General features: G+C 73.1%; 11 protein-coding genes. 4 read left to right on the top strand and 7 right to left on the bottom strand.

All coding sequences use genetic code 11. From position 1 onward, the window contains the following. Positions 1–141 precede the first annotated feature (141 nt). Positions 142–1,074 (bottom strand): SDR family oxidoreductase, encoded by a 933-nt coding sequence (locus tag ACGF2Y_RS34545; protein ID WP_392955587.1) that lies wholly within the window; start codon positions 1,072–1,074, stop codon positions 142–144. 83 nt (positions 1,075–1,157) lie between these two features. Here ACGF2Y_RS34545 and ACGF2Y_RS34540 point away from each other — a divergent pair, with 83 nt between their 5' ends. After that, positions 1,158–2,084 carry a cyclase family protein gene (locus tag ACGF2Y_RS34540; RefSeq protein ID WP_392955585.1) on the top strand — a complete coding sequence of 309 codons (927 nt, stop codon included), beginning with the start codon at positions 1,158–1,160 and terminating at the stop codon, positions 2,082–2,084. Positions 2,085–2,241: 157 nt separating this feature from the next. On the opposite strand, the gene ACGF2Y_RS34535 is transcribed toward ACGF2Y_RS34540, so the two are convergent. From ACGF2Y_RS34535 to ACGF2Y_RS34520, 4 genes are all read right to left on the bottom strand, one after another. Then, complete coding sequence (locus ACGF2Y_RS34535; protein WP_392955583.1) at positions 2,242–2,739, bottom strand: ATP-binding protein; 498 nt, start codon at positions 2,737–2,739, stop codon at positions 2,242–2,244. 407 nt (positions 2,740–3,146) lie between these two features. Beyond that, positions 3,147–4,148: an acyl-CoA dehydrogenase family protein gene (locus tag ACGF2Y_RS34530; protein ID WP_392955581.1), complete on the bottom strand. Its 1,002-nt coding sequence runs from the start codon at positions 4,146–4,148 to the stop codon at positions 3,147–3,149. 7 nt (positions 4,149–4,155) lie between these two features. Beyond that, positions 4,156–5,310: an acyl-CoA dehydrogenase family protein gene (locus ACGF2Y_RS34525; protein ID WP_392955579.1), complete on the bottom strand. Its 1,155-nt coding sequence runs from the start codon at positions 5,308–5,310 to the stop codon at positions 4,156–4,158. A gap of 11 nt (positions 5,311–5,321) precedes the next feature. Beyond that, complete coding sequence (locus ACGF2Y_RS34520; RefSeq protein ID WP_392955577.1) at positions 5,322–6,515, bottom strand: amidohydrolase family protein; 1,194 nt, start codon at positions 6,513–6,515, stop codon at positions 5,322–5,324. Between the two features lie 170 nt (positions 6,516–6,685). On the opposite strand from ACGF2Y_RS34520, the gene ACGF2Y_RS34515 reads away from it, so the two are divergent. Then, positions 6,686–8,257, top strand: a complete 1,572-nt coding sequence (locus ACGF2Y_RS34515) for a class I adenylate-forming enzyme family protein (protein WP_392955575.1) — start codon at positions 6,686–6,688, stop codon at positions 8,255–8,257. Positions 8,258–8,451: 194 nt separating this feature from the next. Here ACGF2Y_RS34515 and ACGF2Y_RS34510 read toward each other — a convergent pair whose 3' ends face one another. Further along, complete coding sequence (locus ACGF2Y_RS34510) at positions 8,452–8,973, bottom strand: EF-hand domain-containing protein (protein WP_392955573.1); 522 nt, start codon at positions 8,971–8,973, stop codon at positions 8,452–8,454. Positions 8,974–9,057: 84 nt separating this feature from the next. Beyond that, positions 9,058–9,432, bottom strand: coding sequence for an STAS domain-containing protein (locus ACGF2Y_RS34505; protein ID WP_392955571.1), 375 nt, complete (start codon positions 9,430–9,432; stop codon positions 9,058–9,060). A gap of 333 nt (positions 9,433–9,765) precedes the next feature. Between ACGF2Y_RS34505 and ACGF2Y_RS34500 the strand changes: the two genes are divergently transcribed. Together ACGF2Y_RS34500 and ACGF2Y_RS34495 are read left to right on the top strand one after the other, a co-directional pair. Next, the gene (locus ACGF2Y_RS34500; RefSeq protein ID WP_392955570.1) at positions 9,766–10,359 is read left to right on the top strand and encodes an RNA polymerase sigma factor; all 594 of its coding nucleotides are present in this window, start codon (positions 9,766–9,768) and stop codon (positions 10,357–10,359) included. Further along, positions 10,356–11,879, top strand: coding sequence for a zf-HC2 domain-containing protein (locus ACGF2Y_RS34495; RefSeq protein ID WP_392955568.1), 1,524 nt, complete (start codon positions 10,356–10,358; stop codon positions 11,877–11,879). Before ACGF2Y_RS34500 ends, ACGF2Y_RS34495 begins: the two co-directional genes overlap by 4 nt. Positions 11,880–11,902 lie beyond the last annotated feature (23 nt).

Here is an 11,902-nt window from a genome sequence, read left to right as displayed (position 1 = left end):
GTGTGGTGGGCGCCCGCGTCGGGGGGTCTGTTCTGGGCTTTTGTTTGTTTTCGGCTTTTTCCCCCCCCGGGGGGGGGGGGGGGGCGGGCGGGGGGGGGGCGCCCCCCCCCCCCCCGAGCTCCGCCCCCGAACCCCCGCTCCTCAATCGCCGGAGGGGCTGGGTGTGTTCGGCCGGTCACCCGCCTTCGCCGCCGCCGCCATCTCCTCCAGCCGTGCCAGCATCGGCATCGGGTCGGCCCCCACCGTCCCGGGCAGGAAGTCCGCGATCCGTTCCGGGGTCCAGGGCCCCTCCCCGTACGCCGCCCGCAACTCCCTCGGCTGGGCCCAGACCGCGATCTTCGGGCCCGCGATCGTGTACACCTGCCCGGTGATCCGCTCCGCCCGCGCCCGTTCACTCAGCAGGTAGACGACGAGCGCCGCCACGTCCTCCGGCTCCCCGATCTCCGTCAGCTCCATCGGCACCCCGGCCGACATCCGGGTCCGGGCGACGGGCGCGACCGCGTTCGCCGTGACGCCGTACCTGTGCAGACCCAGCGCCGCGCTGCGCACCAGCGAGATGATCCCGCCCTTCGCCGCGCTGTAGTTGGCCTGGGAGACGCTGCCCTGGTGGTTGCCGCTGGTGAAGCCGATCAGCGTGCCGCCGCCGTCCTGCTTGCGCATCACCGCCGAGGCGGCCCGGAAGACCGTGAACGTGCCCTTGAGGTGGGTGGCAAGGACGGGGTCCCACTCCTCCTCGGACATGTTGAACAGCATCCGCTCGCGGAGGATCCCGGCCACGCAGACCACCCCGTCGAGCCGGCCGTACCGGGCCAGCGCGGTGTCCACGATCCGCTGCCCGCCCGCCATCGTGGAGATGTCGTCGGCGACCGCGACCGCCTCGCCGCCCGCCGCCCCGATCTCCTTGACGACGGACCGGGCGATCTCGCTGGTCGGTGCGGAGCCCTCGACGGAGACGCCGTAGTCGTTGACGACGACCCGTGCCCCCTGGGCCGCGGCGGCGAGCGCGACCGCCCGCCCGATGCCCCGGCCGGCCCCCGTCACGGCGACCACCCTGCCTGCCAAGAAGTTCCCCATGCCGGCCCCTTCCCGCGGTTTCTGACGGACCGTTAGATTTTACGGGCAGTCCGCCGCTCCGGCACAAGACCCAGGAGGTCCCCATGTCCCTGCCGGCCGAGTTCCACGAGATCGCGAAGCGCGTCAGCAACTGGGGCCGGTGGGGCGAGGCCGACGAACTCGGGACGCTCAACCTGATCACCGACGCCGTCGTGCGGGAGGCCGTCGCGACGGTCCGCACCGGCCGCCGGATACCTCTCGCGCTGCCGCTCCAGCAGGACGGGGTGCAGAGCGGGCTCATCCCGGGCCGGATCAATCCGCTGCACACGATGGTCCAGATCAACCAGGAGATCTTCGGCCCCGGCACGGTCGCCACCAGCGACGACGCCGTCACGATGGGGCTCCAGGCCTCGACCCACTGGGACGCCCTGACCCATGTCTCGCACAGCGGGAAGATCTACAACGGCCGCCCGGCGGACACGGTCACCGCCCACGGCGGGGCCCGGTTCTCCTCGATCGCCACCGTGAAGCACCTCGTCTCGCGCGGGGCACTGCTGGACGTGGCCCGCGCCCGGGGGGTGGACCGGCTGCCCGGCGACCACGCCGTGACGCCGGAGGACCTGGCCGCGGCGGAGGAGTTCGGGGGCGTGACCGTACGGGCCGGGGACATCGTGCTCGTACGGACCGGGCAGGTGCGGGTGGCGCTGGCCGGGGACCGGACCGCGTACGGCTATCCGTCGCCCGGTCTTTCGGTGCGCACGCCCGAGTGGTTCCGTGCCCGGGACGTGGCGGCGGTCGCCAACGACACCCTGACCTTCGAGATCTTCCCGCCGGAGATCGAGGACCTGTGGATGCCGGTGCACGCGCTGCACCTGGTCGAGATGGGCATGCTCCAGGGCCAGAACTGGAACCTGGAGGCGCTGTCCGACGCCTGCGCGGAGGAGGGCCGGTACGCCTTTCTGCTCAGCGCGGCGCCGGAGCCGTTCACCGGGGCCACCGGCTCACCGGTCGCCCCGGTCGCGGTCCTGTGAACGGTGGCCGCGAAGAGGAAGAACGGTAGGGCGGGGCAGGCCTCGGACCAGGTTCGTGAAGAGCGGGACGCCGGTCTCAGGCCAGGTTGACGAAGAGGCGGGAGGGAAGAGCCGGTCTCAGGCCAGGTCGGTGAACAGGCAGGACGGAGGGCCGGTCTCAGGCCAGGTCGGTGAAGAGGCAGGAGGACGGTTCGCACACCTCGCCGCCCCGGCCGGCGGCCGGGGGCTCGTCCGGGCCGCGCACCGGGCCGCCCCGGTCGACCTCGCACCAGATCTGCTTCCCGGCGCCCTCCGGCAGCCAGCCCCAGCGGTCCGCGAGGCCGTCCACCAGCTCCAGGCCCCGGCCCCCCGTCTCATCGCCCTCCGCGTGCCGCTGGAGCGGCGGGCGGTCGCTGGCGTCGGCGACCTCGACCCGGACGGTCCCGGCCGCACCGGAGGACCCGGCCCCGCCGAAGAGCATCCGCAGCACAGCGGGACAGCCCGTGTGGACGACGGCGTTGGTGACCAACTCCGAGATCAGCAGGATGAGCGTCTCGGCGAGCGGCTCGTCATCCCCTATCCCGGAACCGACCAGACGCGACCGCGCCCACCTACGGGCCCGCCCCACCTCCGCGGGATCCGGACCGACCTCCAGCTGAACCTGAAGCACCTGCACCGCTCACACCATCCGAACCGGCGGACACATCGCCTCGCGCCTCCTCGGGGTCACGGAACGTGATTCCCTTGCGCGACAGCATGGTTGACGTACAGTCACCGCAACAAGCGCTTCGGGCATATTCCAGCGCGAAGGAGTACGCGTGGTGCATACTGTGCGACGCACGCTGCGGGGAGTCGAACAGGAGCGCGCAGAGACCGCGAGAAACGCTCTTCGGGCAGGCCCGGCACATCTCCGGCGAGAGCCCTCGCCCGGGACCGGAGCCGCCGCACAGGCCGCCCCCGGATCGCCCGGTTCCAGAACCACTCGCATCCCACGGAGCGTACCCGAGCCGGGCGCCGACTCCGCCCGGTGACGAATCACGCAAAGGACACAAGCCGGTATCGGCACGGCCCGGCTGCACTGAGTCACCCTCCGCCCCCGGCTTCCGCGCCCGCGCGACCGTACGCCGCCGAGCTGCCGGGAAGCGGCCCTGCGGCCCCCAGATCGGCGGCGAGCAGCTCCTCGGCCGCCGCCCCGCCGAGCCAGCACGCGGACCGCTGCCAGGCCCGTTTCAGGTGGAGGTGAACATCTGCCTCCCAGGTGAAGCCCATTCCGCCGTGGACCTGGAGGCAGTCGCGGGCGTTGCGGACGGCCGCCTCGTCGGCGAGCAGCTTGGCCGCCGCGATCTCCACCGGATTGCCGGTGACCGCTGCCGCGTACACGGCGGCGCGGGCCGGTTCGGTGCGGGCGAGCATGTCGGCGCAGAGGTGTTTGACCGCCTGGAACGATCCGATGGGCGATCCGAACTGCTCGCGCTCCCCGGCGTGTTGAACGGCCGCCTCGGTGGTCCGGGCGGCGCTGCCGAGCTGTTCGGCGGCGGTCAGCAGCGCGGCCTCGCACCGGAACCGCTCCGAGTGCGCCGAGTGCGCCGTGGTGCGCTCCGCCGTCGGCGTCCGGTGCAGCGGCGTGAGCGGATCCATCGACCGTACGGGCCGGGCGGCGGCCGCATAGGCGCGCAGCGCCTCCCCGGTGAGCGCCCCCGCGCCCGCCAGCACCGCGTCCGCCTCCGCCAGGTGCGCCACCGGCAGGTCCCCGTCCACGGCCGTCACCACCGCCTCGCCCTCGGCCGCCCCCTTCACCAGGCCCGCCGCGAGGTGGGTGGCGACCAGGGGGCCCGGCAGCAGCGCCCGGCCCGCCTCCTCGAAGAGCAGCACCGCCTCGGGCAGCCCGAGGCCCACCCCGCCCGCCTCCTCCGGCAGCCGCAGCGCGAAGAACCCGGCCGCGCCCAGTTCCCGCCACAGGGCCCGGTCCAGGGCCCCGCCCCGGTCCACCGCCGCCCGCAGCCGGTCCCGGCCGAACACCGCGCCGAGCAGGTCGCGCATGCCGGACCGCAGGGCCCGCTGGTCGTCCGAGAGCTGGAAGTCCACGGTGACCTCAGCGCCCCTTCGGCAGGCCGAGGATGCGCTCGGCGACGATGTTCCGCTGGATCTGGGAGGTGCCCGCGGCGATCGTGTAGGAGAGGGAGGAGAGCCGGTCCAGGACCCATTCCCGGTCCATGTCGAACGCGTCAGCGCCCAGCACTTCCGCCGCCGCCTCGTACAGCTCCTGGCGGGCCCCGGAGTAGCGCAGCTTGAAGACCGAGCCGCCGGTGCCGGGAACCCCGCCCGTGCGCTGGGACTCGCTGACGTTCCACTGGGTGAGCCGCCACAGGGCCCGGAGTTCGGCGTTCAGCCGGCCCAGCCTCCGGCGCAGCACGGGATCGTCCCAGCGCCCGTTGGACCGGGCCTCGGCCGCCAGGGCCTCCAGGGTGCGGCGGCAGGCGACGACCTCGCCGACGAAGGCCGTGCCGCGTTCGAAGGAGAGGGTGACCATGGTGACCCGCCAGCCGTCGTTCTCGGCCCCGACCCGGTTGCGTACCGGCACCCGGACCTCGTCGAGGAACATCTCCGCGAACTCCGTGGACCCGGCGAGTGTCCGCAGCGGCCGGACCGTGACGCCGGGGGCGTCCATCGGCATCGCGAGCCAGCTGATCCCCCGGTGCCTGGGCGCGTCCGGATCGGTGCGCACCAGCAGTTCGCACCAGTCGGCGACCTCGGCGTGCGAGGTCCAGATCTTGCTGCCGCTGACCACGTAGGCGTCACCGTCGCGCACGGCCCGCGTCCGCAGCGCGGCCAGGTCGGAGCCCGCGTCCGGCTCGCTGAACCCCTGGCACCAGATCTCGTCGCCGCGCAGCACCGGGGGCAGCCAGCGGGCCCGCTGCCCGGCCGTGCCCTCGGCGGCGACGGTCGGCCCGGCGTGCAGCAGCCCGACGAAGTTCGCCCCGACATAGGGCGCTCCGGCCTTCTCCGTCTCCTCCAGGAAGATCAGATGCTGGGTCGGGGTCGCGCCCCGCCCGCCCGCGTCCACCGGCCAGTGCAGGCCCGCGTACCCGGCGTCGTACAGCGTCCGCTGCCAGGCGGTGTCGTACGCCCGGCGCGCGGGCCAGTCGTCGGGCGAGGGCTTCGGGGGCAGGCCGGGGAGCACACCGGCCAGCCACTCCCGCAGCCGCCGCCGGAACTCCTCCTCGGCCTCCGTGTCCGCGAGATCCACGACCGGTCCGCCTACGTGTCCAGGTCCAGGCCGAGCATCCGGATCGCGTTTCCGCGCATCAGTTTGTGGACGGTCTCCTCGTCCAGTCCCTTGACGTGGTCGAGGGCGACCTCCTTGGTGTGCGGGAAGGTCGAGTCCACGTGCGGGTAGTCGGTCTCGAAGGTGGCGTTGTCGCGGCCGACGACGTCCAGCGACGCGATGCCGTGCTTGTCGCGGAAGAAGCAGCAGAACATCTGCCGGTAGTAGTACGTGGACGGCGGCTCGGGGATCAGATCGCGCACCCCGCCCCAGGCCCGGTGCTCCTCCCAGACGTCGTCGGCGCGCTCCAGGGCGTACGGGATCCACCCCATCTGGCCCTCGCTGTAGGCCAGTTTCAGCGTCGGGAACCTCACCAGCACCCCGCTGAAGAGGAAGTCCGTCATCGAGGCCATCGCGTTGTTGAAGGAGAGCGAGGCCTGCACGGCGGGGGGTGCGTCCGGGGAGGCGGCGGGCATCTGGGAGCTGGATCCGATGTGCATGTTGACGACCGTGCCGGTCTCCTGGCAGACCGCGAAGAACGGGTCCCAGTAGCCGGTGTGGATGGACGGGAGTCCCAGGTAGGCGGGGATCTCGGAGAAGGTGACCGCGCGGACGCCCCGGGCCGCGTTCCGCCTGATCTCCGCGACCGCGAGGCCGATGTCCCAGAGCGGGATGAGGCAGAGCGGGATGAGGCGTCCGCCGCTGTCGCCGCACCACTCCTCGACCATCCAGTCGTTGTAGGCGCGCACGCAGGCGAGGGCGACCTCCTTGTCGTGCGCCTCGGCGAAGGTCTGCCCGCAGAAGCGCGGGAAGGTCGGGAAGCAGAGGGACGCCTCGACGTGGTTGAGGTCCATGTCCTTGAGGCGTTCGGCCGGGTCCCAGCAGCCGGGCCGCATCTCGGCCCGGGTGATGCCCTCCAGGGTCATGTCGTCGCGGTCGAAGCCGACGGCGGCGATGTTCCGCTTGTACGGGAACTTCAGGTCCTCGTAGATCCACCAGTCGGTGGGCGGCCCGTCCGGGTCCATGGTGATGACGTACTTCCCGCCGGTGTACGCCAGCTCCCCGATGCCCTCGGTGACCGGCCGCGGGCCCCGCTCGCGGTACTTCGCGGGCAGCCAGGTGGAGAAGAGGTGCGCGGGCTCGATCACATGGTCGTCGACGCTGACGATCCGAGGCAGTTCCGTCATGGTGTCGTCCCCTCCGGCGCACCCGGCGAGTTCCCGGGCGCGGGCGTTTTCTGATGACCCGTCAGATACGCGTGCGGAACCCAGGCTAGCTCCGCACCCCTGGACCGACAAGGCGCGGAGCCCTACGCTCTCCGCATTATCTGACTGACCGTCAGTTCGGAGGGATCGCTGTGACCGCCGTGAACGACGAGACCGCGACCGCCCACGCCCTGGGCGCCTCCCGCACCTTCTGGGAGCTGGCCGAACGCCGCGCAGCCCTCACCCCCGACCGCCCGGTCCTTCTCCAGGAGGACCGGATCCTGACCTTCGGCGGACTGCGGGACCGCGCCGAGCGGGTCGCCGCCGGGCTGTACGGGATGGGCGTGCGGGCGGGCAGCGTGGTGGCCTGGCAGCTGCCGACCCGGCTGGAGACCGCCCTGTTCTCCTTCGCCCTGACCCGGCTCGGGGCCGTGCAGAGCCCGGTCATCCCGTTCTACCGGGACCGCGAAGTGCGGTTCGCGCTGCGGGAGTCGGGGGCCGCGTTCTTCGCCGTGCCGGGCGTCCTGCGGGGCTTCGACCACACCGCGATGGCCGAGCGGATCGCCGGGGAACTCACCGGCCCGCCACACGTCTTCGATGCGTACGGCACCCTCCCCGACGGCGATCCGGCCGTGCTGCCGCCCCCGCCGGAACCGTCGACGGGCGAGGAGGTCCGCTGGATCTACTGGACCTCGGGCACCACCTCGGACCCCAAGGGCGTCCTGCACACCGACCGTTCCCTGATCGCGGGCGGCTCCTGCCTCGCCCACGCGCTGAAGCTCTCGGCGGACGACGTGGGCTCGATGGCGTTCCCGTACGCCCATGTCGCCGGGCCCGACTACACGGTGATGCTGCTGCTGTACGGGTTCCCGGCGGTGATGTTCGAGCAGTTCGCGCTGCCGGACGCGCTGGCGGAGTACCGGCGGCACGGGGTGACCGTGGCGGGCGGGTCGACCGCGTTCTACACGATGTTCCTGGCCGAGCAGCGCAAGGACCCGGACAGCCGCCTCATCCCGTCCCTGCGGCTGCTCGCGGGCGGCGGGGCGCCGAAACCGCCGGAGGTCCACCACGCGGTGGTCCGGGAGATGGGGGTCCAGCTCACCCACGGGTACGGCATGACCGAGGTCCCGATGATCACCATGGGCGCACCGGACGACACGGTGGAGCACCTGGCTCTGACCGAGGGGCGGCCGCCGGAGGGGATGGAGATCCGGATCACCGACGAGCACGGCAAGCCGCTCCCGTACGGCGTGGAGGGCGAGGTGCGGCTGCGCGGGGAGGCGGTCTGCCGGGGGTATCTGGACGCCGCCGCCTCCGCCGCGGCCTTCGACGCCGAGGGGTTCCTGATCACCGGGGACCTGGGCCGGCTCCAGGAGAGCGGGCACCTCACGCTCACCGGGCGGCTGAAGGACATCATCATCCGCAAGGGCGAGAACATCTCCGCCAAGGAGATCGAGGACCTGCTCCACACGCACCCCGCCGTCGCCGACGCGGCGGTCATCGGGCTCCCCGACGCCGAACGCGGCGAACGCGTCTGCGCGGTGGTCGAACAGCCGCCCGGCGCCCCGCCCCTGACCCTCGCCGGGCTCTCCGCCCATCTGCGCGAAGCGGGCCTGTCCGTCCACAAGGTGCCCGAGCAACTGGAGGTGCTCGACGCGCTGCCCCGCAACGAGACGCTGCGCAAGGTGCTCAAGTACCGGCTGCGGGAACGGTTCGGCGGGTGAGGCAGGCATTGCGGGAGCGGCGTTGCGGGAGCGACACGGCGATACGGGAGTGGCGTTACGGGGGGCGGCGCCCGTCCCCGTAACGCCCCGCGACTGCCGCCCCGTAAGGGATCAGGGTGCCGCCCCCCGTAACGGATCAGAGTGCCGTCCCCCGTAACGGCCCGGGGGCTGCCGCCCCGTAACGTCCGGAGTTCCTACGCGTCCGGCTCGATCACCGTGAAGTACACGGCGAACGCCGCCACCACATCGCTCTCCGCGACCAGCCCGTCCCGGTCCGTGTCCAGGCTCTGGGCGGCGACGCCCGCGATCTCGGCGCTGGCCCCGAGGACCCGGAGCGCCCGCTCCACGTCCGCAACCGCCGCTCTGCCGTCGTTCCCGCCGTCAGCGACCGCGATGACCGCCCGCAGGAACGGGCGGGCGATCTCGGCGAACCGCCCGGGATTGTCCCGGAGCCGCTTCACCGCCCCGCCCGCGAACTCCTCACGGGTGACCCGCTGGTCCCCGTCCACATCGGCGATCCCCGCCATGCCCTGCCAGAAGGCCTCGGCACCGGTGTAGAGCGCCTGCCCCTTGTCGCAGCGGGCCGTCGTACCGAACTCGGTGAGCAGACGGGCGGCTGCGGCGTTGAAATCGGCACGGTCGATATAGCCGTTGCCGTCCTGGTCGAAGGCGGCGAAGCGGTGCGCGATCTTTCGCTCGTACTCTGCGCTGTCCATGCGGGGAGCGTACGACGCCCGGAGCCCCCACGTGTCACCGAGCAGCGCCTCCTGTGTGACAACCTCGCATCGGAGCCCGCCGCTTCAGGCGCTCAGCGGCCCGCACTCCTCGTCGGTCGCGGACCGCGCGTCCGGGAAGACGTCGAAGAGCCGGCGCACCCCGAGCGCCCCGAGCACCTTGTTGACATGCGAACCGTCCTCCGCGCCCCGGGCCGGGAGGATCAGCCGCAGCCGGCCGCCGCAGGACTTCATCAGCCGGCGGGAGGCGATCAGCACGCCGACGCCGCTGGAGTCGCAGAAGAACACCTCGGACAGATCGAGCACCACGTCGTGCTGCCCCTCCGCCACCGCCTCGTGAACGGACTGGCGTACGACGGGCGAGGTCACCAGATCGAGTTCACCGCTGATGCGCAGCACCGTCCAGGAGCCCTGCTCGGCTTCGTTCACCTTGAGCGTCACGCGACTGGACCTCTCGTTCCGGGGCTCCCGGCAATCCGGAAGTTTCCGTTCCTCCTCGCGGCTGCCCAACCGCACCCCCATGAAACACCGACGCGCCCGCCGAGGCCCAGGAGGTTTCCGGTGGAAAGGCGCGCTTCGGCCGGTTTCCACTGAGTTCAGAGCGGCCGGGGAGGCATCCCGGCCGAAAATCGACTACCGTCGTCGGCCACGCGCCACGGGAAGAGAGTTGCCGCAAAGGCACGTGCGCCGCACACCCGGCGGACTACATTCGGTCCTCACGGGCACAGGGTGGATCACGGGGCTGGGCGAACAGGGCCGGGGGCTGGGGGGTTCATGGCGAAGGACACGGCGCCCCGCTGGGACCGCAGGATGCAGCAGAGGCTGGCCCGCGGCGAGGCGGCGGCACTCGGCGAGCTCTACGACCGGTTCGCGGCCCTCGTCCACAGCCAGGCGCACCGGATGCTCGACGACGAGGACGCCGCCGACCTGGTGACCCGCGAGGTGTTCGCCCAGGTCTGGGAGAACCCCGAGGCGTACGACCCGAAGCAGGGCTCGATGCGGTCCTGGATGGCCCACCTCACCCACCGCCGGTCCGTCCAGCGGCTGCGCCGCGCCGCGACCTCCTCGTACGAGGCGGAGCACGGCGAGGGCGCGGTGCCCGACCCGGAGGAGCTGGAGCGGCGGGTGCGCAGCGCCACGGCCGCGGCCCGCGCCGACTACATCGTCTCCTCGATGCCCGTACCGCTGCGGCAGGCCCTGGAGCTGGCGTACATCCAGCGCCGGGACTACCGGCAGGCCGCCGCCGATCTCGGGGTCACCGAGGACGAGGCCCGCCGCCGGCTGCGGCTGGGGCTCCAGCTGCTCTCCACGGCGAGCGCCCGCCCGCTCGAAGGGTCCTCGCCGCCCGGTTACGGACGGGGCCGGTGAGCGGCGACGGACACGAGAGCGAGGGGCGCGACGAGGAGGTGCGCGGTGCTCATCGGATACCGGGCCCGCGCGGGGCGGCGGACGACCTCGACCTGGGGTCCGTGCCGCTGCCTCCCCTGCCGCCGCCCGGCGGGACCGCCCCCGACGAGACGGTGCCGGAACAGTCGCAGCCGCAGCCGCAGTTGCAGTCGCAGCCACAGTCCACATCGGGCGACGCACCGGAGGCACCCGGGCCGGAAGCACCCGGGCCGGAAGCACCCGGGCCGCAGGCACCCGGGCCAAGGGGCCTCGCCCCGGAGGCCCTCGCACCTGAGTCTGAGTCCGAGCCCGGGTCCGGGTCCGGGTCCGGGTCCGGGTCCGAACCTGCGGTCGGCTCGCAGCCGGATCCCGCCCCGGAGCCGCTCATGACCGCCGCCCCGCTCCTCCCCCACCGGGTCCTCAAGGCCCTGCTCGGCGCCTGGGCGCTGTCCGCCTGTTCGGCCGGGGAGGCCGCCGCCGTGGAGGACCACCTCACCGAGTGCGCCCCGTGCTCGGAGGAGGCGGTGCGGCTGCGGGACGCGGTGGGGCTGCTGCACACCGACGGCTCCCTGGACCTCGATCCGACGCTGCGGTCCCGGGTGATGGACGGCTGTCTGAGCCGCCGCCCGGCCCGGATCCCGGTGCCGGAGTGGGCCGCCCCGTACGACGCCGAGACCGCCCGGCTCGACGCGCTGCTCCGCGACATCGGGGCCTCCGAGTGGCACGCCCCGGTGCGCCTGCAGTGGTTCGAGGAGGAGCGCGAGGTCAGCCGCAGGACCACGGTCGCCGGGGTGATCGGCCACCTGCTGGCGGTCGACGGGCTGCTGTCCGCCGCGCTCGGCCTCGGCGACCCGCTCGGCGGCGGCGAGGCACCGCTGGACCCCACCGAGCGCACCGAGACGTACTGGTCGGCGACGGTTGCGCCGCCCACCCGGGCCGTCCGCGAGCCCTGGCGGGACCAGAGCCACGAGCTGATCCGTACGGCGTCCTTCGCCGGGCGGAATGTCGCCGAGACCTCCGTCTCCTACGGGTCCTTCGCCCTGCCGCTCCAGGACGCGGCGCTGGAGCGGGCCTTCGAGTGCTGGGTGCACGGCGGGGACATCGCCGACGCCGTGCACTATCCCTACCCGTCCCCGTCGGCGGCCCATCTGCACCGGATGATCGGCCTGGCGGTCCGGATGCTTCCGGCCGCCGTCGCGCGACGCCGCCACGCCGGACTGGCCGGACCGCCGAAGGAACTGGTCGCGGCCGGGGCGCCGGGCCGCTCGCTCCATCTGGAGATCGAGGGCCACGGCGGAGGCGACTGGTACATCGCGCTGGACTCGCCCGCCGCCCTCGGCTCGCCCGAGCGCGCGGTGGCGCAGGTGGCCCTGGACGGGGTCGAGTTCTGCCGGCTCGTCGCGGGCCGCATCTCGCCGGTGGAAGCGGCGGCGGGCCAGGAGGGCGACCGCGAGGCCATCCGCGACGTACTGTTCGCGACGGCTTCGCTCAGCCGGCTCTGACGCGACCCCGGGCCACGGAACAG

Origin of the sequence: Streptomyces sp. NPDC048142 (assembly GCF_043202835.1) — a bacterium.
In the GTDB taxonomy this organism is placed as follows: domain Bacteria; phylum Actinomycetota; class Actinomycetes; order Streptomycetales; family Streptomycetaceae; genus Streptomyces.
Note: the sequence above shows the minus strand (reverse complement) of the source record. Positions and strands in the feature narration are given on the sequence as shown.

Bases quoted from the DNA above. Each gene is read 5' to 3' on its own strand.
- ACGF2Y_RS34545 (WP_392955587.1), bottom strand. From the start codon at position 1,074: ATGGGGAACTTCTTGGCAGGCAGGGTGGTCGCCGTGACGGGGGCCGGC.
- ACGF2Y_RS34540 (WP_392955585.1), top strand. From the start codon at position 1,158: ATGTCCCTGCCGGCCGAGTTCCACGAGATCGCGAAGCGCGTCAGCAAC.
- ACGF2Y_RS34520 (WP_392955577.1), bottom strand. From the start codon at position 6,515: ATGACGGAACTGCCTCGGATCGTCAGCGTCGACGACCATGTGATCGAG.
- ACGF2Y_RS34510 (WP_392955573.1), bottom strand. From the start codon at position 8,973: ATGGACAGCGCAGAGTACGAGCGAAAGATCGCGCACCGCTTCGCCGCC.
- ACGF2Y_RS34500 (WP_392955570.1), top strand. From the start codon at position 9,766: ATGGCGAAGGACACGGCGCCCCGCTGGGACCGCAGGATGCAGCAGAGG.